We start from the raw sequence: 25,353 nt of genomic DNA on the forward strand, positions 1-25,353 counted from the left end.
ACAGTTCGATTACTGAAGCAATAAGCAGCACCAATAGAACATACCTTGAGCTGTTGAAAAGCTGCCGATAAAACGCCCTTGTGGTTTCTATGTCTTTTTCTTTATCCATTCTTATTTGTTATCTGTAAAAATCTCATCATAGGTCTTTGTTTCGTTCTCATTTTTTCTTCTCAAGAAGCGCATCCACACTCAAGTCATGCTTGTCATTAACCTTTATAAATGTAAAACTGGGGCGTTCTAAATTATAATCGGTAATCAACAGGGACCAGGAAGCTTTTAACTGAATTGTTTCTTCTGAAACAAGTTTCAACTCAATAGGAATTGTTATTTCCCGTGTAACTCCCACAAGGGTAAAATCGCCCATTGCGCTGAGCGTTTGCGCCGCTTTTTCGTCATAATCAAAATCGTCTTTAAGCTTTCCTTCAAAAACGACATTGGGATTTTTTTCCGCTTTTACCAACTCGTACATATGTCCATCCCGTTTTTCATTGTCTGTCTTTATGGATTTAACAGGTACCGAAAAGTTCAACGCACCGTCCTTAAAATCAATGGTGCCCTGTAAATCATCAGATTTACCGATATAGGAATTAAGGGGCATTTTTGCCTTAAAGGATGCGCTTCCTTCCTTTACTATAAAGTTTTGGGCGTTCATAGCCACGTTGCCAGAATACAACAGTATTATTAAAAAATACATTGCATTTTTATCCATAGCTTTTTATTTTTCGACCATTCAATCCGTTTGAATATAACTCTTGGTATGTTTTTGTCCCGTTTTCATTGATTCGGCGGACAATGAACTTCTTGTCGATACCTTTTCTACTTTCAAGCCCCATTGATTTTAGCAGCTCCTTAAAAGCTTCCATAGTGTTTTTATGGTAGTTGGCTACTTTGGTCTTTTTATCTTCTACTACCAATGATGCCACCCTTGAAGGTATCATTGTGGTGATTCCCGTAGGGCAGGTATCCAGATTGCATTTTAAGGATTGTACGCAGCCCAGGGCAAACATCATCCCCCTTGCGCTATAACAGGTATCTGCGCCGAGTGCCAACATTCTATAGATATCAAAAGCCGATATTATTTTTCCTGCCGCCATTACCTTTATTTCATCGCGCAACCCATACTTTTTAAGAATGCCGTTTGTAAAATGTACAGCTTCAATTATGGGAAGCCCGGCCCAATGTAGCGATTCCATATGTGCGGCACCCGAACCACCCTCTGCACCGTCTATGGCTATAAAATCTGGATAGTTTTGCTTTTCAGCAAAAATGCGGACCATTCTTTCGAATTCGTCTTGCTGTCCGATGCACATTTTAATCCCTATGGGCTTTCCTCCAGAAAGTTTTCGTAATTCTTGTATAAAGGCAATCATTTCCGAATCATTGCTAAATGCAGCGTGATGTGGTGGCGATAGAATTTCAGTTCCTTTTTCTACGTCCCTGTACTTTGCGATTTCCTCGGTATTTTTTTTGGCAGGAAGAATGGCACCAAAACCGGGTTTTGCACCTTGTGAGACTTTTATCTCAATCATTTTGACTACCTCATTGGATGCGATTTCTGCAAATTTTTTAGGGTCGAAATCTCCTTCTTCTGTCCTACATCCAAAATATCCTGTACCAAACTGAAAAATAACATCGGCTCCATATTCCTGATGGTAGGGGGTGAATCCACCTTCGCCGGTATTTTGGGCAAATCCTGCGATTTTTGCACCGCCGTTAAAAGCAAGGGTCGCATTATTGCTTATGGAACCATAGCTCATTCCAGCCAGATTGAGGATGCTTGCCGAATAGGGTTTTGAACACTTTGAACTTCCTATGGTAACCCTGAAATCATCTTTGATTTCCTTTGCAGGATACGTGGAATGGGTAAACCATTCGCGACCAACCTCGTCATACGGAATCTGCGTTCCAAAGGGTTGGTTTTTGACCGCGTCCTCGGCACGTTTATAAACAATTTCTTTCTGTATCCAATTGAAAGGTTTTCCCTCTGTTCTATTCAATAAAACCGTTTCTTGAACAACGTGACGTTGTTTTTCCAATAGATTGGTAATTCTTCCCAGCAAAGGATAGGTGCGTCTTATATTGTTGGATTTTTGAAAATAGTCCCTTAAGCCGAGAAGCAAAAAAGGCGCAATCAACAGCGCAAGCCACCATAAATGGGGCTTCCACATTATGAGCACTGCAAGTGCCACTAACAGTGTTATCGACGATATTAAAAATATTCTTCTCATGCTTTATTTTTCAATGCGAATGGCTTTCTTCCTCTGACGTTTCAGTTTCCAAATACTGGCCCTGTGGGCCAACGCCCTGAATATAAACGAGCTGAGCGCCATAATGTCCTGCTTGTGAAACGGAGAACGCCGAAAAGGCCATAACAAGGAGAACGGCTATTTCAAAACCTCGATTCAGTTTTATCCAAAAAAGGCTGATAACCTTCAATATTGCGGCCAGAGCGCTCGACCAAATGGTCCAATCTGCATATTTATCATGGTTATCCAATATTTTTTGAGCTACATCCGTAAGCCCGTGGGTATGCGGGTGTACATAAGTTCCCGCCACGTAGGCCCCAATGAAACCAGTACCGATAAGAAATAAGATAACCCAGTCCAGGTTCCTTTTAAGGACGAACAGCTGAATACCTTGGAGCAATGCCGCAAACAAAAGGAGTACGATAGGAAAATGCACCACCAACGGATGTAAATTGTCGAATTCATCCAAAGCCACCTCCTCCTTGTTTATGGGCTTTTCAGCATGGCTTTCGGTATGTTGCTGTAGTTTTTCGGACAATTCAACAGCATTAAAGGTTCCCAAACTATTCGCTGAATATCCCGAATTGTTCCCAATGGACTCAGGGGCACTTGCATGAAGCGACATTAGGCTTAAAAGCAGTACTAAAAATGAAACTGTTTTTTTCATAATCAATCGTTTTTATGATGAACTATTCATAATCTGTAAAATAAGCGCACCTATAACAATAGTGCCTATAATGATGTAAATGGTATAGTTGAACCACTTTTTCCAACCTTGTTTCCCTGACTTTTCCGGGCCATTTTTACAACAATCTTTCATTTCAATCCTAATTTTGTTTATTGTGCCTGTCAAGGGAAGAGCGTTAAACACCAACCATTGATTAACCAATATCCCCTTCCCTAACAGGACTTAATAATATAACACGAATCTGGGTGGACATTAACTATGTCAAACAAACAATCCAAAAACACATTCCCGACCGACCCAGATTTACTTTTCCAAATTCCCTTCGTTTATAAAGTTTTTACCAATCACAAAAATTAAATAGGGTAACAATGCAAATTGTAGTAGCGGCGACAGTCCCACATTAACCCATGGTACAATAGGCATTGCCTCTGCATAAGCCCAATCGCCCCGTGAGGTGTGCCAAATTTCTCCTAGTATTGCACCAGCACTTCCGATAAAAATTAACGAGAATATTTTATTGATACCCATTGACCTTGTCCAAAAGACATTTTTATATACCAAACCAAATCCGAAAAGCAGGATAAGCACCATCAACATATCAGCTACAGATGCGAGGGCACAAAACGATATATGTTGCCAATCGTATTCAAAACCTTCATAGAGCAGACCTTGTGCCAGCTCCCAAATAAAATTGAACGAAAACGCTATTACTGCAATACCGATGATATAGTTGTTATAATTTTTTTTGTCCCGTACCTGTTTGGCAAAATAAAGATATAGCAGAACGACCACGGTCAACGCAATGGTTGGTACTATAAAAATGTCAAGGCTCAATGCTTCCATTTTGGTTTTGCTTACGTTAAATCTTTTTTTGCATTTTATTTTATTAATACTCGTAAAGCTGTGCTCAGCAAGAATCAACTATTAATGCCTGAAAAGGGGAAGCATTGTAAACATTAACCGCTAACTTTATCTCCCCTTCCCTTATTCAGGCCTACATTTCTATAGTTTGTGTAACCTTTCCGCACGTCAACATTTTACTACCGTAATATGGATTCTTAACGTCCTTGCTAGCACTCAACCAATTACTGCCACCATCATACATCGGGCAAAATTGCTGATATAGCGTGTTTTTTGTTCCGGTAATGGCCACCATATCGGCTATATCCTTACTCAACGTTTTAAAGTGCTCGCGTTGATGGTCGATATTGCTTTTGGCAATATGTTCTGCATGTTCAATAGCGTCTGCTATAATATCTGCCAGTTCCTTTTGCTGATTTGCTGTATAATTTGACTTGTCAAAGGCTTTTAGTGAAACCGCCAATTTAGCACCTGTTTGGGCTGCCTTTTTGGTGTCATCTGAAACTAGGGCATCTTTTAGACTGAAATAGTCGTTTAATATTGCTTCAGCCTTTATGTCTTGCATTTTTTCCATGTTCATTTTCATCCCATCCATGTTCATTTTACTATGATCCATGTTCATTTTTTCTTTTTCCTGTGCGTTGGTGAAAGAAAGGGTTAACAATAGCATTGCTGCCATACTCATTTTTAGATATTTCATTTTTATTGTATTTAATTGTTGTTTATAATTTATTTTTAAGTTCCGTTAAAAAGTTGATGATGTCCTGTTTTTCAGTATCCGTAAAAACGGCGTCCCTGTGGATAAGAGTATAAGAGGCTAGAGGCATTTCGTCATTTTCTATCTGACTAATAATTGATTTTATTTTACTTGCCTTTCTTCTACTGCTCAGGGAATCCCACTCGTTAAAGTTGAGTTCGGCCTTTCCTTCCTTAACATGGTCTTCCAATAACCAAGCCACCGGTTGCACTTTATTGTACCACGGATATTGAGTGTTGTTACTATGGCAATCATAACATGACACCTGTAACTTCTTCTGTATAGTTTTAGGAACATTATATACTAGCATGAAGTCCGTTTCGGGTACACTATCACTTTGATTGGGTTGCGTGGGAATAAACTGAATTCCCACTAACCCGACCAAAAACACTAGTGCAATGATTTTTACACTTTTCTTCATTAGTTGATTTCCTTTTGTAAACTCCCGCAGCTTATCATTTTAGCCCCGTAATATGGATTCTTTATTTCCTTGGTAGCGCTCAGCCATTGTGCCCCCTTGTTGTTATTGTACATGGGGCAAAAATCCTGATATAACTTTTCTTCCGTCCCTGTAATGGCGATAAGGTCTATCATATCTTTGCTCAACACATCAAAATGTTCCCTTTGGTGGTCGATTGGGCTTTTTTCTATGTGCTCGGCGTGTTCAGTAGCATCTTCAATAATATCCTTCAATTCTTTTTGTTGTTCTGAACTAAAAGAACTGGCATCAAAACTATTTAAAGCCGTTACCATCGTGCCCCCGGCTTTCGCCGCACCATCTTTGTCGTCAGAGACCAGTGCATCCTTTAGGTCTAGGTAATTGGCAATAAGTGTTGTTGATTTTATTGCATGCTGTGCGTTGCCCATCATTTTATCCGACGATTCCATATCGCCATGATCCATTTTGCTATGGTCTTCTTCCATTGCGCCATCCATATGACCATTGTCATCCATTTGTTCCGAATGGTGACCGTCTTCGTCGTTATGCTCTTTTTTAGCGTCTTTACATGAAGTGGCTGTAAGGGCTACCAATGCAATTGCCATAATACTTGTTGTTACTTTTGATTTTCTCATGATTATTGAATTTGATGTAAATTATAGTTTTACGTTTTGCTGCTCAATAGTGTCGAGCAATTTTTTCAAGATATTCTTTGTATTTTTAGCTACCTCCATTATTTCTTTTTTCTTAGCGGAAGACCAAGTGATGTCGGTATCTTCTATCGACACTTCGATGATCGTATTATCTTCCACTTCCTTAACGGTTATGTTACACGGAAAAAGAACGCTCATTTGAACATCATTTGAAATCAGTTTTAATGCAGTTTCTTTTTCACATACCATTAGAATGAGGTGCCGAGGTATCTTTTCCATATCTGAACTCAGATACTCTCGCACGTCAAATTCGCCAACAAGATCAAGACCTAACTTTTTCAAGCCATTTTTTACGTTTTGTACGGTTTCCTCAAATGTCAAACTACCATACCTCCGCGTAATGCAATACGGGGTGCTCTGACTTTCTGAATAATCTTGTTGCGAGACCTGTTTGTTTTTACCCTTACTATTTTCCATTCTTCCGCTTCTAAAGTTTATCGATTACATTTTCCAATTTGGCGGTAATATCACTTGCGATTTCGGTCAATATTTCATTGTCGACGGCTTGCATAGACGCCATCGGGTTTACCGCCGCCACCTCTACATTCCCTTTCGATACTTCCTGCACGATTACATTGCATGGCAACATGGCACCTATCTTGTCTTCGGCCTCCAATGCTTGATGTGCATAGGGGGGATTGCAGGCACCAAGAATTCGATATTTTTTGAAGTCTACATCCAATTTCTTTTTCAAGGTTTCCTTGACATCGATTTCAGTTAAAATGCCAAAACCTTCTTTTTCAAGTTCTTCCGTAACCCTCTCGATAACTTTATCGAAATCTTCGTTAAGGGTCTTATTGAAATAATATCCCATCGTTTTAATTTTTAGAATTAATAATTCATTTTTGTTCTTCGTATTCTTCTTGGGATAGTTCGCCTTTGGCATACCGTCTGTTCTAAATTTCTTTAGGACTTTCTTTACTTGTATTTTACTTCCATTTTTACCGGCAAGAAGTACTATTCCTACGACTATCACTGCAAATATTATAATCTACATGTACATCATAATTATGTTTTTTAACTATCAAAATCTCACCAAAAGTCCGCCCCCCCAGCCATATCGGTTATTGTAGTTTGCTTGGATTGAAAAATTGCGTGAGAGTATATAAGAAGCCCCTACCAACCATTGGGTTTCACTTTCATAAGAGCTATTTCCTAAATCATTGACCCATCCAAAGTCTGCTCTGTATTCGTATTCACCTTCTAGAAAAATTCTAGGAAAAATCAATAGTTCTCTGTCCAGACGGATTCTTGGGCGTAGCTGATGGTCCATACTCACATCTACATTGAACCTATAAGGCGTAAAGTATTTTACACCAACCAATCCTACGGTATTAAATGTATCATAAGAATCCGGTGTTGAAGTTTCGGTATTTACTCCCGCATACACACGTACCCAATCATTCAGGTATCTATTATAATTCACTTCTATTTCGGCATTTTGGTCGTAGTCAAATTCGGCACGTAGACCAAATTCATTGCGGATATTACTCGATATTAGGTTAAGCTCATTGAAATTTGAACCTAAACGTGCTCTTCCCCAAGAATAATAATGGTCTGTTTCATCGATGAGTTTTTGAACGGGAAAATCCTTCATTCTTTCGTCTCTTGGCGTATCGTAACTGAAAACCCTTGCCATACCGCCCATCATATGATACAGTATGTGGCAGTGAAAGAACCAATCGCCATACTCTTCATTATAGAACTCTATGACCACTTTCTGCATTGGTGGTACATTTACCGTATGCTTTAATGGGGAACGTTCGCCATTTTCATTGATGACCCTAAAATAATGCCCGTGCAGGTGCATTGGGTGGTGCATCATGGTAAGGTTATTGAGCGTAATCCGCGTTACTTCGCCCCCCTTGATTTTTATTTTATCGGTTTCTGAAAGGGGTACGCCATTCATACTCCAAACATAGCGTTGCATATTTCCGGTCAGGTTTAACAGAATATCGTTTACGGGTAAATCAGCCTTGTAGGTGGTATTTTCTTTCGCTTTTAAGAAATCATAGTTAAAATAGGTTTTACGCGTGCTGTAATCAAAGGATGCGGTATCCTTCTGCATCATAGACATATCGTGACCCACATGGCCATCCATCTTATGCGACGGTTGAGTGGATTTCATTGACATTGTATCTTTTTTCATTCCTGCCATACCGTCCATCTTTTTATCCGTCTCCATTTGCATATGATTTTTATTCATATCCATAGGTTTTTGGTCTTCCATTTTCATTTTATCATCCATTTGACCATTATTCATTAACATCTTATCGTGCATTCCCATTTGCATCTGCCCATCCTTCATATTCATCTTCATCCCATATTTCTGCATTAAAACTTCGGGCGTGTTCTTCTTTTTGTTTCCCACCATTGCAGGTGCTCCCATTTTCATATCCATTTTGGCCATTTGCTTCATCATCGCCACTTTGTCCGGTCTGTCAATCGTTTTCGCAGGATAAAGAGTTCCCTTTCCCAAACGCAATGAGGTATGCCCGGAGCCATCTTGTGCCGTTGCCGTAACTTCCAAAGTGCCGTCAGGTAAGGTGACGATTACATCATAGGTTTCGGCAACGCCAAATAGAAATCGGCTTTTGGATACGGGTTGCACATCAATACCATCGCCGGAAACCACCATTGGGTTACCCCCACCAAAATCCATCCAATAATAGGTAGAGGCCGAAGCATTGATAAAGCGAAGCCGCACCTTTTCTCCGGGCTTGAATTCGGGATATTCTGCCAATATTTTCCCGTTGGTCAGAAATGCCGGATAATAGATATCGGCTATATCAGCACCTTCCATACGGTCTCTCCAAAATTTAAGTTGAGCCCCAAAAGCACCTTCTTTGATGACCCTACCCAAGGGAACCGCTGTACCTTTTTTGACTTGATACCATTCGTTTCCCCTTTTTAGGTTACGCAGTACGTTCATCGGTTTTTCGTTGGTCCAGTCAGAGAGTACCACGACCAAATCCTTATCATATTCCAATGTTTTTTCCTTGGGCTGAATCATAATGGAGCCGTAAACACCCTTTTGTTCCTGTAGCATCGTATGGGAATGGTACCAATAGGTGCCGGATTGATTGATCGGGATTCTGTATTGGAAAGTGGTTCCTGGCTCAATTGGTGGGGTAGTCAAATAGGGAACCCCATCATAAAAATTGGGGAGTATCAATCCGTGCCAGTGTACCGATGTTTCAACGTTCATTTTATTGGTTACGTTGATGATGGCCAGGTCGCCTTCGGTAAATTCCAAGACTGGTCCGGGAATACTGCCATTGATGGTCATTCCGTTGGCAGTTAGCCCTCCAAGCGTTATTTTGTTATTTTCCAAAACAAGGTTGTATTCCTTAACGGGTCGTCCTTCTTCCTTTCGATCCTGCCCGTTGGTGCCTACTTGGGCAATGCCCTCAAATGAAATGAGAAGTACCAACAATACTGCGATTTTTCTTAACATAGTTCTTAGTTTATTTTTTTAGTTTATATTACGTCTAAGTTGCCATATCCATTGATTTGATTGATTTTAATATTGTCTCATAAACTATTTCTGTAAAAAATAAAACAATAAAAGGTTGGACACCTCAACTTTTCAATCAATCGATTCCAATCACTATGGACGGCCCGACCATCCTTTGATCCGGCCCACGAACAATGATATCACGAACACAAGTATACCAACACCCAAGGCCCACCAGTACATTTCCATCATTTCATGTTTTTGTTTTTTTCCAATTAATTTGAATGCAATTCACCGTCATTTTTCGACAAATTCTCGCAAGCTGGTATTAGAAAGAAATCTCGAGGTGCTATGGAAACTTCTCTTAATGGTTCATTCGTCCAATTTCTTTGAACTTCAAAAAATTCTTCTCTGATTCAAAGTAGGCCACCTTACCGTCCATGCCCATTAGCACAATAAATGCTTCCGCTTTATCTACCATTTGTTTATTTAGCGGATCTAGCGCTGTTCTAGCGTTATCATTTTCATTCAAAGTCTTAACACACATATGGCAACAACCATAATATGTTTTTCCATTGACTGGAACAGGTATCTGTAATTTACCCATGAAGGCATCGTTCACCATACAGACCTGTTCAGTAGGCACTTGGGAGCCTACCTGATAATTTTGGGTCATCTCCAACTTAGGTTGCGCTTCTTCCACTTTGCTCTGGACCGTTGTCGGTCTTGGGGGCTCTGCAATCTTTGTTTTCTTGGCCTCAGTATTGCAGCCCATTAGAGTAATGATGGTAAATGCTGTAATAATTAGATACTTTGCCATAATTTTTTAGATTATTTTAAAAACTTACTTTTTTATGGTCGATTCCGTTGAGCCACATGTCAGCATTTTACTGCCCATATAGGGATTATTGATAATTTTTTCTAAACTGAGCCAATAAGCCCCTTGGTTGTTGTCTGCCATAGGACAGAATTGTTCATAAACCTCTTTGTCTACCCCGAACAGGCGTACACCTTTTGACAAATGTGCCGATAGATGTTTAAAGTGTCCCCTTTGCTTTTCGATATCAGAGGTTTTGCCAATTGCTTCTGTTGAAGACTTGATCTCTTTTGATATTGTCATCCAGTGATTATGGGCCTCATGGTCGGTCAACAGTTTCATATCGACCTTTTTCAATGTAGCCAACAATTTATCGACCCCTTTTTTGGCAGCAGCAGCTTCGTCCTTTACCAAGGCGTCTTTGAGATCCAGATAGTTCTCGAAAACCTTTTCAAGCTGTCCCTTAAAGGTTTTGGACACTTGCAGTCTTTTTTCCATACGACTGTGGTCAGTCTCATCGGGCATTTCAGAATGGTCCATGGACTCCTTGGGATTCATTTTACCTTCCATTTGATCCTTTTTACCCATATCCATTCCGCCATGGTTATGTCCGGTCATTGCAGGACCACCCTCAGGATTCATCATACTAGGCTTACCCGCTAATTGTGCTGCGGCATCAATACTGAATGTTCCGTTAATGGCTATTTCGTCCCCCTCATCCAAGCCTTTGTTTACCACGAAACCATTCCCCAAACCGGGTCCTAAAGTTACTTCGCGCATCATAAAATTCACACCTTTTGCAGATGTATTCTTAACATATACTACAGAACGCTGTCCTGTCCACATCACAGCGGTTTTGGGAACTACGATAGCATCTGATTTTATCGGCAATTTCGCTTCCACCGTGCCAGAAACGAACATTTCAGGCTTTAGTTTTAAACCTTTGTTGTTGATTTCCACCCTGGCCTTTGCTACCCTTGTCATGGGATTGATTACCGGGTCAATATAAGAAATGCGACCTTTAAAGGTTTCCCCTGGTAAAGAAGGGATAGTAAAACTTACCTCATCATCCTTTTTTACCCAAGCCATATCCGATTCATAGACATCGAATAATACCCAAATATTATAAAGATTTGCAATTTGATATAATGCTTTGCCCTTGTTGACATAGTCGCCAAGGTTTACCATTTTTTCAGTTACATAGCCCGAAACATCGGCATGTATGGGTAGTTCTTCTTTAACAATACCAGATTCGAGGATTTGTACGATTTGCTTATCAGATAGTTTCCAGTTTTTTAATTTTTCCTTTGCGGCATCAAAAAGCTGTGGCTGGGTCTCAACAATCTTTCTCGCTTCAAAAAGCTCTTCCTGGGCGTTTACCAAATCTGGGGAGTAAATGGAAGCAATCACCTGCCCTTGGTTTACATTCTCACCTGTAAAATTGACCATAAGTCTTTCTATACGTCCAGGTATATGGGATGACTGGGAATATACAGACCGCTCATCGGCTTCAACCTTGCCGTTTAATTTAAGCAACTTTATGGGCTTGGTCTTGCCCACTACGGCTGTTGAAACGTTGGCAAGCTGCATGGCTGTTGGCGACATGCTTATGACCATGGGATCCAATTCTGAATCATTATCGTCTCCCAAAGGAATTAAGTCCATCCCACAGATGGGGCAGTCACCTGGTTCATTTTGTCTGATCTGCGGATGCATGGAACAGGTCCAGATGGTTTCTCCAGCTATTTCTTCTTCCGTATGTTGGTGCTCATCTGTTTTATTGTTTTCTGAACCTCCAAACAATAGCCACCCGAACAACAAGCCTAAAACCAGGGTAGATGCGGCCACTTTTATGATTTTTTTTGTTTCTGTTTTCATCTGTATAAAATTTTTAATTTTTTGAAGATTAATGCCTTAAAAATTTTAAGACATTAAGTAATTCGCACAAATTTTATTCATCCCAGTAGGTAAATATGTCGATGAAAAAATTTATGCTCATTTCATTTGTTTATTTTTTTGCAGTGATATAATTTAATTTAGCCAATGCTATTTTATATTGTTTCAATGCGGTTATTTTTAGTTTATCGTACTTTAACAATTGTTGCTGCATTCTCAATACCTCTTCGAAGTCCTTTCCAGAATTCCCATAGGACGTAAACAACAGATTAAGTGCCTGTTCCGACTCTGTTATTTGTTCATCGAAAAGTGACACCAACTCGGTTTGTTGTTCAATATCAAAAAAGGCCATTTCGTAATTTGATAATAATGAATTGGTCATTTCTGTCTTTTGTAGCGAATAACTTTCCTGCATTAATTGCGCTTCCTTTACGGCTGCCTTATACTTTTTCCTAAAAATAGGCAGGCTTAGGGTTACCATTGGCATTAATACATCCTTGCCATTGTCAGGCACAACCATATCGGTACGTTTATCTACCATTACATAGTCCAAGCCAAGGCCGATTTTTGGGAAACCTTGTTTAATAGCCGCCCGTTCAGAGGCCTCTACAGCCTTTACCTTCAATTCCAAAGAATTTAAGAGTGGATGATCTACCAAAAGGGAATCTTTACCATTATCAAAGGACAACATGTCAATTTCAAGGGTTTCAGAAATAGATACCGGTTCAAATTCACCACGGTTTAATAATTTATTGAAAGTTGTTAAAAGCGGGCGTTCCTTTTTTTTCAGTATTTCCAGATTTGTCTGTGATTCCTTTAAAAAAATATCTACTCTCAAGACATCCACCAAGGTTCCTACACCATTTTTAAATTTTGAATTGGAAATGGTCTTATACGACTCTAGAATTTCAATATTCCTTTCTTCAATTTTCATCCATTCTTGGAGTTCGTACAAAGGAAAATAAGCCGCTGAAACCTCATAGTACAATTTGTTCTTGGCATCCAAAAAGGATTGATACTTGGCTTCTGCCATAAGTGCTGCGGCATCACCTTGTGCTTTTAAAGTTCCAAACCAAGGGAACATTTGGGTCAATGAAAACCTAGCTTTTTGTGGTCCAACCCTGGTTTCCACCGGTGAAACAAAATATCCAAAAGAAAGCGAAGGATCTGGCAAGGTGCTTACCTGCGGCACTTTTTGCAATACCGCTTCAAACTCCTTGTACTGCGAAAGCAATCCCGGATTGTTTTCTGCCGCTAACTTAAAGTACTCCTCTAAAGTCTGGCTATATAATCCCATACTTATTAAGACAAGTATTATTGTGAATACATTTTTCATTTTATTGTATTTTTTTCAATTTCTTATTTTGATTTTTAATGACCGTTTCCCTCCAATATGCCTGTAATACAGGTACTACAAACATGGTCATGATTTGAATGGTCATCCCCCCAAAGGTCGGAATAGCCATGGGAATCATTATGTCTGCCCCTTTTCCTGTTGAGGTAAGCACAGGCAAAAGTGCAATAATGGCCACCGCTGCCGTCATCATTGCCGGACGGACTCTTTTCTTTCCAGCCTCCAGTACTGCCGCCCTTACATCTGGAATGGTTTGTGGGTTCTTTTCCTCAAAAACCTGATGGATATAGGTTCCCATAATCACACCATCATCTGTTGCGATGCCAAAAAGGGCAATAAATCCTACCCAAACAGCAACACTTAAATTGATGGTATGCATTTGAAACAGGTCGCGCATATTAACACCGGATATGGCGAAATTCATGAACCAATCCTGTCCATAAAGCCACAACATGATAAACCCTCCTGCAAAAGCAACAAATACACCCGAAAAGTGAATGGATGATGCTATTACTGTTTTAAATTGGAAGAACAGCAGCAGGAATATAACAATTAAACTGATTGGTATAACAATGGACAATCTTTTCACTGCCCTGATTTGGTTTTCATAACTACCAGAAAATTTGTAACTAATTCCCGCTGGTACGGTTAATTCCCCTGTATCAATTCTTTTTTGAATGGCTTCTTGCGCGTCGTTCACAACATCTACTTCTGCAAAGCCATCGCGTTTATCAAAAAGAACATAGCCCACCAAAAAGGTGTTTTCACTTTTGATGGCCTGTGGCCCTCTTACATATTCAAAATCAACTACTTGTGATAGTGGAATTTGAGCTCCTACTGGGGTGGGAATCAATATTTTACTTAAAGACTCTGGATCATCCCTTAATTCCCTTGGATAACGCACCCTTACAGGAAACCGTTCCCTACCTTCGACTGTAGAAGTAACTTTCATACCACCAATGGCGGTTTCAATGCTTTGCTGTACATCTTCCACGTTAAGTCCATATCTGGATATTTCATCTCTATTAATATTAAGGTGCAAATAGGGTTTTCCAACAATTCGGTCCGCAAATACGGCCTCTGCTTTTACTGAAGGAACTTCTTTTAAAATACCCTCCAATTGCATTCCAAATTCTTCTATTGTTTTTAAATCTGGCCCAAATACCTTTATCCCCATGGGAGCACGCATTCCTGTTTGCAACATGACCAACCGGGTCTCAATGGGCTGTAATTTGGGAGCCGATGTTATACCAGGAATTTTTGTGACCTTAACAATTTCGTCCCAAATATCGTTCGGCGATTTAATCTGTGGCCTCCAGTTGCGGAAAAATTCGCCATTGTCGTCCTCTATCAAATCTTTTTTGGTAATTCCCTGTTTTAAGGCTTCTTCATTGGTCAGGGTGTCCTTTTGTTTGGTAATAAACCTATCTTCCTTATCCACTTTAAAATGGACCCTATGACCTTCTTCATCTAAAATAAATTCAGGCTTGTAATTGATGATGTTTTCAAACATGGAAATAGGTGCCGGATCGAGTGCCGATTCTACCCTACCTAACTTACCCACGACCAATTCTACTTCGGGGATATTTCCCAACAGCATATCCAGCTGTCCTGCTATATTCTTATTATATTCTACCCCAGAATGTGGCATTGAGGTAGGCATCAATAGGAACGACCCTTCGTTGAGTGATGGCATAAACTCCGACCCTATACCAGGAAATCTATTTGAAGCCGCCTGCCAACCAGAGGATTGCCGAACGCTTTTCCATCCTACGGATTCAAGGCCTTTGGCAACAATTCCGAAAGAACTGTCGAAGCCAATCCAAACCAAAACCCCGAAAAACAGCGTCACAAAAGGTATTAGCATAAATTTTCCTTTGTTCTGCAAACACCATCGTAATACCGGGGTATAGAAATGTACAATGGCTAATAACGCCGCCAAAATAATTCCGATCAAAAACAGCACAAAAATATAGTTTATGATGATCCCGTTTTGAGGTCCTAATGGCATCCACTCCTCTGTAAGGAAAAAAGAAGCGATGAAAATCGTTAGTCCTAAATTGATATAATTGGGGTACAATTTATATTTCTCTGGCCATTTAGGCTCCAATAAATTATTCAATCCGATCAGCGTTATAACCAACGGCAGCCACATATGGGCATAAATAGCAAATACAATACCTGCAACAATCAATAATATAGACCAAAAACGGCGTACGCGTTTTTTGTCATAATTCACTCCCATTACAAAATGGGCCAGTGCTGGCAATACAATAATACCTAAAACAAACGCACTTAACAACGCAAAGGTCTTGGTAAACGCTAAAGGCCTGAATAATTTTCCTTCGGCCGATTGCATGGCAAAAACTGGCACGAAACTTACAACCGTAGTGGCCAATGCTGTTGTAATGGCTGAAGCTACTTCTACAGTTGCCTTATAAATTACTTGCATAAGCTCTTTCCCTTTAACGCCATGATTCTCTGGCATTTCCAAGTGCCTAATAATATTTTCAACAAATACGATTCCCACATCCACCATAACACCAATAGCAATGGCAATGCCTGATAGAGCAACGACATTGGCGTCGACACCGGCATATTGCATGACGATAAAGGTCATCAATACCCCAACGGGCAACAGGCTTGAAATAATAATGGAAGCCCTTAAATTGAGGACAAGTACCAATACAACAATGATACTGATTAAAATCTCATGGGATAAGGCATTTTCGAGCGTGCCAATGGTTTCATGTATAAGTTGAGTACGGTCATAAAATGGCACAACAGTCAATTGGCTTTCAACACCATTGACCAAGGTCTTTTTTGGTAACCCAGGTGCAATTTCTTTTATTTTATCCTTGACATTGTTGATAACCGCCAAGGGGTTGGAACCGTAACGGGCCACTACAACACCCCCAACAACTTCTGCCCCCCCTTTATCAAGCACTCCTCTACGCGTCGCTGGACCTAAACTGACCACTCCAATATCTTTGATACGTACAGGAACGTTATCCTGGACAGCAACAACCGCTTTTTCTATATCTTCAGTTTTCTTGATGTACCCCAAGCCCCTTACCAAATATTCCGCCTGATTGACTTCGATGGTTTTTGCGCCTACGTCCCTATTGGATTTTTGAACGGCTTGCATAACCTTATGCAAGGGAATGTTATAGGCTTTAAGGGCATCAGGATTTACATCTATTTGATATTCCTGTACATAACCACCAATCGAAGCTACTTCTGAAACACCTTCAACAGCATTTAAACCGTATTTTACATAAAAGTCCTGTGCGGTGCGAATTTCATGCAAGTCCCAACCACCAGTGGGATTGCCATTTTTATCCCTACCCTCCAGCGTATACCAATATACTTGCCCTAATGCTGTAGCGTCAGGTCCTAAAGCTGGGGTTACACCATCGGGCAACAGGCCTGCCGGAAGAGAGTTCAATTTTTCCAAAATCCGGGATCGGGACCAATAAAACTCGGTTTGCTCATCAAAAATAATATTGATCATGGAGAATCCGAATATGGAAGAACTACGAATGGTTTTTACCCCTGGTATACCCAACAAATAGGTAGTCATAGGATAGGATATCTGATCCTCGATATCCTGTGGGGAACGCCCTGGCCATTGTGTGAAAACGATTTGTTGGTTTTCCCCAATATCGGGTATAGCATCGACCGGTACGGGATCTTTTGGGAGAAACCCTGTATCCCAATTAAAAGGAGAAGTAACAACTCCCCAAGTAATTAAAGTTATTAAAATGAGAACAGTAACTAGTTTGTTCTCTAAAAAGTATTTTATGATATTATTAAGCATATTATGTAATGTTAGGTTGGAATTAAATGAGATGTTCCAAAGGCAATAAATATATGAACCACACTATATCAATAGCACAGCCATACTTCAACAATACAATACGCTTTTATATAAGGAAAATTTGATCCAGAATGTGAATATCCTTAACGAAAAGAAGAGATGAGTAGCAACTGAAAGGAACTACATTTTCTTGTAATCCCTCAAAAAGGTTTAAATAACTGTAAACGAAAGAAGCAACGAAGTGTTGCTGTTCAAAACTTAATTTTTCAAATGTAAGTTTCAAGTCGTGTTGCCCGTTTTTTGAAAATGTAACATCATCACAACAATCATTAGAATCAAAATTGTCATTGTGTGAGTTCTGAGTTTGTCGTATCTCCATTCCGCAAGATTCGACTTGGCCAAAGAAGGAGAAATCAACTAGATTGTCACAACAATAATGTTGTTCAACCGTAAAAGAAAAGGTTGAAAACAACACCACTAGTGCCATTGTAAAAGACGCTATTTTATTAAAATCGCTTTTCATCAATACCGCAAAAATACATAAAATTTAACATGACCTTAAAATTTAACAAAATTTTAAAATCAAAATTATTCAATATGCAAATCTAATTGTTCGTCTTTCGAAAATAGATGACAATTATCAAACTTTGGCATAAGGCAACAAACTTATAGTAATATTATAATTGGAAATTATTTAGAATCTTTCTCAATAAGATTGCGTCAATTCTAAAAAAAAATTATGTTTGCATTTTATTTTTATTCAATCTAAATAAGTGCAGAATGAGATGGTTTTTAACTGTATTTTCAACAATCCTCCTGACGGCGAATTTAGGGTTATCCCAGGAAAGCAATGATGGTAAGGATTCAACTGCCCTGAAAACAGAAATCCTAGACGAGGTCATAGTCAATGCAAGTGCCATTATAGGGAGTAAATTTGAAGCCATGAACAGAACGGGTTCCGCAAATTATATATCGGCGAAAGAACTTCAAAAATTCCGTTACAACGATATTAATAGGATATTGAGAAACGTCCCCGGGGTCAATATCTACGAGGAGGACGGTTTTGGATTGCGGCCCAATATCAGTTTAAGGGGTACTTCTCCGGAACGTAGTGCAAAAATCAATCTTATGGAAGACGGCGTGCTTATAGCCCCTGCCCCTTACAGTGCCCCTGCCGCATATTATTTTCCCACCATCGCAAGGATGCAGGCCGTGGAAGTATTGAAGGGAAGTAGTCAGGTCCAATATGGACCAAATACTACGGGTGGCGCCATCAACATGATCTCTACCCGGTTACCAGACCGGTTTATGGGAAGAGCGAGCTTAATGGCCGGTAACTACAATTCAAAGAATACACAGATCGTAATAGGCGATAGTTTTAAGAACTTCGGATTCGTAAGCGAATACTATAACTACAATTCAGACGGTTTTAAAAATATTGACGGAGGGGGAAATACCGGTTTTGATAAATCGGACTATTTGGCAAAGTTTCGTATAAATACGGATGAAGATGCAAAAACCTATCAATCCCTTGTCTTTAAAATCCAATTTTCCGAAGAAAGGGCCAATGAAACCTATTTAGGGTTGACCGATGCCGATTTCAATGAAAACCCGTACCGTAGATACAGGGCATCCTCGGAAGATGTGATGGACGCGGAGCACCAACAATACCAATTAACACATTTTCTTAAACTTTCCCAGACCCTGTCCATTACCACCACGGGATATGTGAACAAGTTTAAACGCAACTGGTACAAATTGGACGATGTAAATCTTGGGGAGCGCGTTGGAATAAACAATGTGCTCACAGATCCGGAAACCTATGCCATGGAATACAATGCCTTGTTGGGAAACACGGATACCCCGGAAGATGTGTTCGGCATAAAAGCGAATAACAGGAGGTATACCTCCCAAGGAATACAGTCCATTGCCCGGTTGCGATGGGGCGCTGACTGGTTACAAAGCCTGGAGCTGGGTATTCGCTACCATGAGGATGAGGAGGATAGGTTTCAATGGGTAGACAGGTATGGTTTTCAGAACAATGAACTAATACGCACAACGGTCGGCATCAAAGGGGCGGATGCAAACCGTATCGGCAACGCAAAGGCAATTGCCGCGCATACCTTGTACAAACTAAATTTGGGCAGGTTTACATTGACCCCAGGTATTCGGTACGAGAATATTACCTTGGGCAGGATAAATTACGGTACCAACGATGCAACGAGATCGGGTACGGACCTTTCCGAACGTGAGAACCAAGTGGATGTTTGGATTCCGGGAATTGGGGCAAATTATACCTTTACCGAAAATCTTTCCGTTTTTGGCGGGGTGCACAAAGGGTTTTCCCCTCCCGGCAATACCGAAGGCCAAGATGCGGAAAGCAGTATAAATTATGAATTGGGTACCCGTTTTAAGTACCATGGAATTCAAGGCGAAGTGGTAGGCTACTATAACGACTATCAAAACTTGTTGGGGAACGACCTTGCGGCTACAGGTGGTACGGGCAGCTTGGACCAATTCAACGCTGGCGAGGTAAGGGTCAGCGGTGTAGAAGTATCGTTGAACTATAACCTTTTGAATAACAGCTCGGAAAAGGTCCGCTTACCGTTAACGTTTAACTATACCTTGACCGATACCGAGTTCCTTAGTTCATTTGACAGTGCCAACGCTATATTCGGGGAAGTCTCGGTGGGTGATGAGATACCCTATATCGCCAAGAACCAGTTCAATTTGAACCTTGGCCTGGGGCATGAAAAGTTTGGCATTGACATGGGCGCACGCTATATCGATGCATTCAGGACACAAGCAGGAACAGGGACCATTCCCACAAATTTAAGGGTGGATTCCAATTTTGTCGTTGACATGTCGGGCCGCTATTTCTATAATAGCCACTTCACCTTTTCCGCCAATATCATTAACTTGTTCGACACCACCTATGCGGTGTCAAGGGTTCCTGCCGGATTACGGCCTGGGCATCCATTCGGGGTTAACTTTTCAATAACCTATGGCCTTTAAAAGAAAGAATCATATTTTTTAGACCATGTCAATTGAAAACCGATGTAAGGACATTTGTCCTTTTTACCTCACATGGCCAAGAATTAAAAACAGCACCTGAATTTTTTCTTTTAATTTTTCCCTTAAAATTTTGAGGGCTTTGGTAAGATGTCCTTCGACCGTTTTGATGGAGATACCAAAATGTTCCGCAATCTCAGTATTGGTTAGCCCTTCTTTCTTACTTAACTTAAATACTTGGTTGCACTTCTTTGGAAGCTGTTCGATCTCTTTTTCAACTAGTTCCACCTTATGTTTTAAGTCTTCTTGATATTCTCTTTCAATTACAAGGTCCAAAGTTTCGGCATAGGTAGTCTCGAAAAAATAAGTTTCTTTCTTATACTTTTTTACATGGTCCAAAAAATTGTTTCGGACAGACTTGTAGAGCCATCCCTTTAAGATAGTTCCCTTTTTTATATTATCCCTTTTCTTCCATAGTTTAAAAAATGCTTCCTGCACCAAATCTTTTGCCAAAGCTTCGTTACGGCTTAAACTTTTTGCATACCAATAGATTTCATTATAATAGAACTCAATGACTGTTTTGAAAGCCTTCCTATCCCCTTTTTGGATTGCTTCAACATTAATTTTTTCATCTAAGTTATTTGAATTCATAGGCTATTTTAACAAAAAAAAATCAATATTATAGATTATTGACAATAAAAAGTAAGGGTATTGTATAGTTCAATCGTTTACATAATATGAATTGGGACTTTCCTAAAAATCATCGATGAAAAATAAGAAAATAGAAATTATCATACACAAATTTTTGATCAATACGGCAACTTTGGATGAGCTTGATATTTTGGCCAAATGGGTCGATAAAAATAAATCTAGCTTTCAGGAAGAAGTGGAACTCCATCATCTAATAACCGGGGCTGGAGAAGAAGAAAGTACAGAACACCTAAAGAAAAATCTGATATCGGCTTTTAATCACACTAGACTCGTCGCAGGCAAGGTCAAAAAAAGGAACTTACTACTCAGGTACGCCGCGATTTTTGTCGGCGTTCTTATGTTAGGTATTTATGCTTACGAGCAACGTAGTCCTGAAGTAATTCTTGAAAAAGAAGCCACGATTACTTTTGAAGATGGGTCTAAAAAGGAAACCTTAAATGACAAGGCAACCGGAATAGTGTCTACTACAAATGCCTATGTGGTAGAGCAAGAAGGCACTAAAATTACCTATAAAAAAGTAGCATCGAACCAAAAAAAGGTGAATCGGTTGGTTTTCAACACCTTGGATGTGCCTTATGGAAAAAAGTTTCAGTTGTTACTATCCGATGGTACGGAAGTATACCTTAATTCGGGTTCCTCAATTACATACCCAGTGATATTTTACGACGAAGGTCCAAGGAATGTTGTTCTTAGAGGGGAAGCTTACTTTACCGTTGCTTCAGATTCTTTAAGGCCATTTACGGTCAGCACACAACTTCTTGATGCAAAGGTCCTAGGGACGGAATTTAATATTTCCAGTTATCGGGATGACGAACATATTCAAGTGGTACTTATTGAAGGTAGTCTGTCAGTCGGTCGGAATAATTCTATTGGTTCGGGAGATGTAATCCTAAAACCGAATCAGCTGGCTTCCTATTCCTATTCCGATGATGAACTATCCACTGCCAATATAGATGTTAGCAGTTACATTGCTTGGAAAAATGGCATATTGTTGTTCAAGAACGAAGACTTTTATCATATCGCAAAAAAACTTGAAAGGCACTATGATGTAAAAATCGAGATAAAGGATATGCAGGTAAGCAAAGAAAGATATACAGGAAGGTTTAAAACGGAAACCATTGAGGAAATACTACAGGCTTTTCAACGGATTAAAAGTTTTGATTACAACATTGAAAACAATAACATTATAATTAACCTTAAAAACTAAGCGTATGGAGTGAACCTTAAAAGAATCAGGGATTGCTGGAACAATCCCATGATTCCAAACGAATTTAAAAACTATTTGACCAATTTCTAAACTCTCTCAAAAGTATGAAAAACACACTATGTAAAAGGTATTTTACGATTAAAATAGACCTGAAAATGAAAATTACCATGTTGTTTCTTTTGGTTGCCTTTTTTCAACTTCAGGCAAATAACACGTATTCCCAGAAATCCAATATTTCTATGAACATGAAGGATGCTACGATAGCGTCAATATTTGAAGAAATAGAGAAAACAACCGATTTCAACATTCTTTATAAGAATTCCACTTTAGACATCAATAAACGTATTTCCGTAAACGTTGACAAAGTCAAGATAGATGAACTGATGGGTATAGTTCTAAAGAAAACCAATGTTTCTTTTGAAATTAGAAAAAAACTTATCGTGTTGGTTGAAAACGGCAAAAAGTTGAATTCCGGTACTAGTCCGGCCTCATCCAATCCTCCAAAGGTTCCGGGTCAAACCATGACGGTAACTGGCACGGTAACCGATCAAGACAATATTCCCTTAGGTGGAGTGAGTATTGTAATCAAGGGCTCCACTAAAGGGGTTTCCTCTAATTTTGAGGGGGAATATGAAATAGAAGCTTCTGAGGGCGATATTCTTGTGTTCTCTTATATTGGCTTTTCCTCACGTGAAATCAGTGTAAAACAAGCAGACGTAATTAACGTTACCATGATGCAAAGTTCAATGGATTTGAACGAAGTAATCGTTACCGCAACCGGTGCACGCCGTAAGGTTGAGATGGGAAATTCCATTGCGAATCTCAACGTTGCCGATGACGTAAAGCAGCGGCCGATAAGCAATGTCTCGGACCTACTTCAGGGGCAGGCGACCGGCGTTCAGATTTCAAGTAGTGGAGGTTCTACAGGCATGGGTTCGCGCATTAGGATCAGGGGTTCGAACAGTGCATCCCTTTCCAACGAACCAGTAATTTATGTTGATGGTATTTTGATTAATAACGAGGCAAATTCAATCTCTTTTGAAACAGGTGGGCAATCCCCTTCCCGTTTAAATGATATCAACCCAGAGGATATTGAGTCTATCGAAATCATCAAGGGTCCTTCCGCGGCAACATTATACGGATCTATTGCGGCCAACGGTGTAATTCGTATTACCACTAAAAAAGGTAAACAAGGAGAACCAAGATGGTCTGCATTTTTCGAGAGCGGTTTGGTAGAAGATGTAACAACCTATCCCAAAAACTATCAGGCACTTGACGCAGCAGGCAATCCCGGTTTCAACTTTGAAGCGGCCGAAGGCACTTTTGTCCACAGTACGGTCAATTCTTTTCAGCCCTTGAACGACCCGCGTACCTCGCCTTTTAGAACCGGACAGTCTTATGGCGGTGGGTTGAGCGTATCGGGAGGTTCGGAAGTACTCACCTATTTCCTTTCGGGAAGTCTTACCGACGGTGAAGGCGTGTTGCCCGTCAATAACATAAAAAGAACGAATTTCCGGGGAAATTTCGGAGCCAAGATTACTGATGACCTTAAGGTAAATTTGACCACGGGCTACACCAACAGTAATCTGGAACTTCCCTTGAACGATAATTTTGCCCTCGCATTAATGAGTCAGGGCCTAAATGGTACATCGACCATAGATGTCAACAACGGTTGGGGTGAATTTACACCCGATGAACTGTTTACCATAGACACCCGGCAAATAATCAATCGTTTTACCAGTGGTCTTGAACTCATTTGGCAACCCTCTGAAAAATTGAACCTAAGAGCCTCCGGAGGCCTAGATTTTACATCCCGTTGGGACAGTCAGTTTTTCCCCACGGGTGAAGCCCCTGATTTTCTAAACTACGACGAAGGTGCCCGGTTCTCTAATAGGTTCAACGATTTTGTCTATACTTTGGATGCCGTAGGTTCTTACAAAACAGATCTTTGGGAGGGCATAAATTCCAGAACTTCCCTTGGATTCCAATATTTACAGAATCTTTCGCAAGGCACCTTCGCAACCGGTCTTCAGTTGGTTGCGGGTAGTAATTCTATTGCGGGGGCAGCAGTAACACAAAGTAACGAACAGACCATCGAGTCGCGTACCGTAGGTGTCTTTGTGGAGGAACAGATCGGTTTTAATGACAAATTGTTCGTGACAGGTGCCGTACGGGCCGATCGCGGGAGTTCTTTTGGTGCCTCGTTCAATTCGGTATTTTACCCCAAAGTGAGTGCTTCTTGGCTGATTTCGGAAGAAGAATTTTTCAATGATTCCGACAAATATGGTATAAGCTCGTTACGCCTTAGGGGAGCCTGGGGAGCCTCGGGGGTACAACCCGGTACCAATGATGCGCTGAGGTTTTTCAATCCCATAGCCGCTACACTGGACGGACAAAGTGTTACCGGGGTCACTATTGGCAGCGTTGGAAACTCCGACTTAACCCCAGAGCGGTCAACGGAAGTTGAGTTCGGCTTTGATGCGAAACTATTGTCCGAAAAAATTGGCTTTGAAATGACCTATTTTAATAAACGTACCGAAGATGCTCTTATATTTAGGCAATTGCCCTTATCGCTCGGCGTGGGGGAAGGGCGCTTTGAAAATTTGGGTTCCGTTAAAAACTCGGGTATTGAAATTGGATTGAATACAAGAATCATCGAATCCGATAAGTTTTTCTTTGGGGTGGATTTTGTGGGTTCGTTCATAGATAATGAATTGATAGAATTGGGTGAGGGCATACAACCGGTCATTTTTGGTCAACAACGTCACGTTGAAGGCTTTCCCCTTGGCGGTTACTGGGATGAAACCTATACTTTTAACGATGCCAATGGCGATGGTTTCATTGGGCAGGATGAGATACAAGTTGGGGAAGTAGGGTACTTAGGTACGCCGTTTGCCACTACCGATATTTCATTTACCCCAACACTTAGTTTTTTCGAAAATCAATTTGTGCTAAGAGGACTCCTAAACTACAGGGGTGGTCAAAAACTTTATAACAACACCGGTTCTTGGCGAAACGGGAATAGTAACAACCAAGAACTGAACGATCCCAATGCCTCGCTTGCCGATCAGGCAAGGGCCGTTGCATCAAAATTTTTGGGCACTAATGCTGGGTATATCGAAGATGCTTCGTTTTGGAGGCTTCGTGAAATTTCGTTGACCTATAATGCGCCTGTCACCTTTTCGAGTCAACTTGGTTTTGACCGTATAAGCCTGACGCTTTCCGGGCAAAACTTGGGTGTATGGACCGACTACACGGGACTTGATCCCGAAATAAGTTCTGAGGGGCAAGCCAATTTTACTACTGAGGAATTTCTCAGTCAACCACCCGTGCGTTCTTGGAAAGCAAGGCTAAACCTATCTTTTTAACATTAAA

General features: G+C 40.4%; 19 protein-coding genes. 3 read left to right on the top strand and 16 right to left on the bottom strand.

Annotated features, from left to right (window positions below):
- Nucleotides 1-157: 157 nt before the first annotated feature.
- From B2Z27_RS15735 to B2Z27_RS19875, 15 genes are all read right to left on the bottom strand, one after another.
- Nucleotides 158-709 (bottom strand): YceI family protein, encoded by a 552-nt coding sequence (locus B2Z27_RS15735; RefSeq protein ID WP_286814364.1) that lies wholly within the window; start codon nt 707-709, stop codon nt 158-160.
- Nucleotides 702-2,228, bottom strand: coding sequence for an FMN-binding glutamate synthase family protein (locus B2Z27_RS15740; protein ID WP_286814365.1), 1,527 nt, complete (start codon nt 2,226-2,228; stop codon nt 702-704). The genes B2Z27_RS15735 and B2Z27_RS15740 overlap by 8 nt, the downstream gene beginning before the upstream one ends.
- A gap of 10 nt (nt 2,229-2,238) precedes the next feature.
- Nucleotides 2,239-2,913: a DUF2231 domain-containing protein gene (locus B2Z27_RS15745; protein ID WP_286814366.1), complete on the bottom strand. Its 675-nt coding sequence runs from the start codon at nt 2,911-2,913 to the stop codon at nt 2,239-2,241.
- Nucleotides 2,914-3,237: 324 nt separating this feature from the next.
- Nucleotides 3,238-3,777, bottom strand: a complete 540-nt coding sequence (locus tag B2Z27_RS15750) for a hypothetical protein (RefSeq protein WP_286814367.1) — start codon at nt 3,775-3,777, stop codon at nt 3,238-3,240.
- Between the two features lie 151 nt (nt 3,778-3,928).
- Complete coding sequence (locus tag B2Z27_RS15755; protein WP_286814368.1) at nt 3,929-4,495, bottom strand: DUF3347 domain-containing protein; 567 nt, start codon at nt 4,493-4,495, stop codon at nt 3,929-3,931.
- 22 nt (nt 4,496-4,517) lie between these two features.
- Nucleotides 4,518-4,973: a heme-binding domain-containing protein gene (locus tag B2Z27_RS15760; RefSeq protein ID WP_229702447.1), complete on the bottom strand. Its 456-nt coding sequence runs from the start codon at nt 4,971-4,973 to the stop codon at nt 4,518-4,520.
- Entirely contained in the window at nt 4,973-5,626 is a 654-nt protein-coding gene (locus B2Z27_RS15765; protein ID WP_286814369.1) for a DUF3347 domain-containing protein, read from the bottom strand. The genes B2Z27_RS15760 and B2Z27_RS15765 overlap by 1 nt, the downstream gene beginning before the upstream one ends.
- 21 nt (nt 5,627-5,647) lie before the next feature.
- On the bottom strand, nt 5,648-6,121 hold the full coding sequence (locus tag B2Z27_RS15770) for a DUF302 domain-containing protein (RefSeq protein WP_286814370.1): 474 nt from the start codon (nt 6,119-6,121) through the stop codon (nt 5,648-5,650).
- Nucleotides 6,122-6,131: 10 nt separating this feature from the next.
- On the bottom strand, nt 6,132-6,518 hold the full coding sequence (locus tag B2Z27_RS15775) for a DUF302 domain-containing protein (RefSeq protein ID WP_286814472.1): 387 nt from the start codon (nt 6,516-6,518) through the stop codon (nt 6,132-6,134).
- A 210-nt stretch (nt 6,519-6,728) separates the two neighbouring features.
- Nucleotides 6,729-9,161 carry a multicopper oxidase domain-containing protein gene (locus B2Z27_RS15780; protein ID WP_286814371.1) on the bottom strand — a complete coding sequence of 811 codons (2,433 nt, stop codon included), beginning with the start codon at nt 9,159-9,161 and terminating at the stop codon, nt 6,729-6,731.
- A 364-nt stretch (nt 9,162-9,525) separates the two neighbouring features.
- Nucleotides 9,526-9,981, bottom strand: a complete 456-nt coding sequence (locus tag B2Z27_RS15785; protein ID WP_210707497.1) for a hypothetical protein — start codon at nt 9,979-9,981, stop codon at nt 9,526-9,528.
- Nucleotides 9,982-10,005: 24 nt separating this feature from the next.
- Nucleotides 10,006-11,856, bottom strand: coding sequence for an efflux RND transporter periplasmic adaptor subunit (locus B2Z27_RS15790; RefSeq protein WP_286814372.1), 1,851 nt, complete (start codon nt 11,854-11,856; stop codon nt 10,006-10,008).
- Between the two features lie 130 nt (nt 11,857-11,986).
- Entirely contained in the window at nt 11,987-13,210 is a 1,224-nt protein-coding gene (locus B2Z27_RS15795) for a TolC family protein (protein WP_286814373.1), read from the bottom strand.
- A gap of 1 nt (nt 13,211) precedes the next feature.
- On the bottom strand, nt 13,212-17,048 hold the full coding sequence (locus B2Z27_RS15800) for an efflux RND transporter permease subunit (protein ID WP_286814374.1): 3,837 nt from the start codon (nt 17,046-17,048) through the stop codon (nt 13,212-13,214).
- 106 nt (nt 17,049-17,154) lie between these two features.
- Nucleotides 17,155-17,571, bottom strand: a complete 417-nt coding sequence (locus tag B2Z27_RS19875) for an HYC_CC_PP family protein (RefSeq protein ID WP_414673609.1) — start codon at nt 17,569-17,571, stop codon at nt 17,155-17,157.
- 257 nt (nt 17,572-17,828) lie between these two features.
- Between B2Z27_RS19875 and B2Z27_RS15805 the strand changes: the two genes are divergently transcribed.
- A complete protein-coding gene (locus tag B2Z27_RS15805; protein ID WP_286814375.1) occupies nt 17,829-20,063 on the top strand; it encodes a TonB-dependent receptor family protein in 2,235 nt (744 codons plus the stop codon).
- A 63-nt stretch (nt 20,064-20,126) separates the two neighbouring features.
- On the opposite strand, the gene B2Z27_RS15810 is transcribed toward B2Z27_RS15805, so the two are convergent.
- Nucleotides 20,127-20,711, bottom strand: coding sequence for an RNA polymerase sigma factor (locus tag B2Z27_RS15810; RefSeq protein ID WP_286814376.1), 585 nt, complete (start codon nt 20,709-20,711; stop codon nt 20,127-20,129).
- 115 nt (nt 20,712-20,826) lie between these two features.
- Here B2Z27_RS15810 and B2Z27_RS15815 point away from each other — a divergent pair, with 115 nt between their 5' ends.
- Together B2Z27_RS15815 and B2Z27_RS15820 are read left to right on the top strand one after the other, a co-directional pair.
- Nucleotides 20,827-21,978, top strand: coding sequence for a FecR family protein (locus tag B2Z27_RS15815; RefSeq protein WP_286814377.1), 1,152 nt, complete (start codon nt 20,827-20,829; stop codon nt 21,976-21,978).
- Between the two features lie 104 nt (nt 21,979-22,082).
- On the top strand, nt 22,083-25,346 hold the full coding sequence (locus B2Z27_RS15820) for a SusC/RagA family TonB-linked outer membrane protein (protein ID WP_286814378.1): 3,264 nt from the start codon (nt 22,083-22,085) through the stop codon (nt 25,344-25,346).
- Nucleotides 25,347-25,353 lie beyond the last annotated feature (7 nt).

This window comes from Maribacter sp. UBA3344, assembly GCF_002362375.1.
Classification (GTDB): Bacteria; Bacteroidota; Bacteroidia; order Flavobacteriales; family Flavobacteriaceae; genus Maribacter; species Maribacter dokdonensis.

Coding starts and splice junctions, on each gene's coding strand:
- B2Z27_RS15765 (WP_286814369.1), bottom strand. CDS start 5,626: ATGAGAAAATCAAAAGTAACAACAAGTATTATGGCAATTGCATTGGTA.
- B2Z27_RS15810 (WP_286814376.1), bottom strand. CDS start 20,711: ATGAATTCAAATAACTTAGATGAAAAAATTAATGTTGAAGCAATCCAA.
- B2Z27_RS19875 (WP_414673609.1), bottom strand. CDS start 17,571: ATGAAAAGCGATTTTAATAAAATAGCGTCTTTTACAATGGCACTAGTG.
- B2Z27_RS15755 (WP_286814368.1), bottom strand. CDS start 4,495: ATGAAATATCTAAAAATGAGTATGGCAGCAATGCTATTGTTAACCCTT.
- B2Z27_RS15800 (WP_286814374.1), bottom strand. CDS start 17,048: ATGCTTAATAATATCATAAAATACTTTTTAGAGAACAAACTAGTTACT.
- B2Z27_RS15750 (WP_286814367.1), bottom strand. CDS start 3,777: ATGGAAGCATTGAGCCTTGACATTTTTATAGTACCAACCATTGCGTTG.
- B2Z27_RS15745 (WP_286814366.1), bottom strand. CDS start 2,913: ATGAAAAAAACAGTTTCATTTTTAGTACTGCTTTTAAGCCTAATGTCG.
- B2Z27_RS15770 (WP_286814370.1), bottom strand. CDS start 6,121: ATGGAAAATAGTAAGGGTAAAAACAAACAGGTCTCGCAACAAGATTAT.
- B2Z27_RS15815 (WP_286814377.1), top strand. CDS start 20,827: ATGAAAAATAAGAAAATAGAAATTATCATACACAAATTTTTGATCAAT.
- B2Z27_RS15760 (WP_229702447.1), bottom strand. CDS start 4,973: ATGAAGAAAAGTGTAAAAATCATTGCACTAGTGTTTTTGGTCGGGTTA.
- B2Z27_RS15780 (WP_286814371.1), bottom strand. CDS start 9,161: ATGTTAAGAAAAATCGCAGTATTGTTGGTACTTCTCATTTCATTTGAG.
- B2Z27_RS15785 (WP_210707497.1), bottom strand. CDS start 9,981: ATGGCAAAGTATCTAATTATTACAGCATTTACCATCATTACTCTAATG.
- B2Z27_RS15735 (WP_286814364.1), bottom strand. CDS start 709: ATGGATAAAAATGCAATGTATTTTTTAATAATACTGTTGTATTCTGGC.
- B2Z27_RS15775 (WP_286814472.1), bottom strand. CDS start 6,518: ATGGGATATTATTTCAATAAGACCCTTAACGAAGATTTCGATAAAGTT.
- B2Z27_RS15805 (WP_286814375.1), top strand. CDS start 17,829: ATGAGATGGTTTTTAACTGTATTTTCAACAATCCTCCTGACGGCGAAT.
- B2Z27_RS15740 (WP_286814365.1), bottom strand. CDS start 2,228: ATGAGAAGAATATTTTTAATATCGTCGATAACACTGTTAGTGGCACTT.
- B2Z27_RS15795 (WP_286814373.1), bottom strand. CDS start 13,210: ATGAAAAATGTATTCACAATAATACTTGTCTTAATAAGTATGGGATTA.
- B2Z27_RS15820 (WP_286814378.1), top strand. CDS start 22,083: ATGAAAAACACACTATGTAAAAGGTATTTTACGATTAAAATAGACCTG.
- B2Z27_RS15790 (WP_286814372.1), bottom strand. CDS start 11,856: ATGAAAACAGAAACAAAAAAAATCATAAAAGTGGCCGCATCTACCCTG.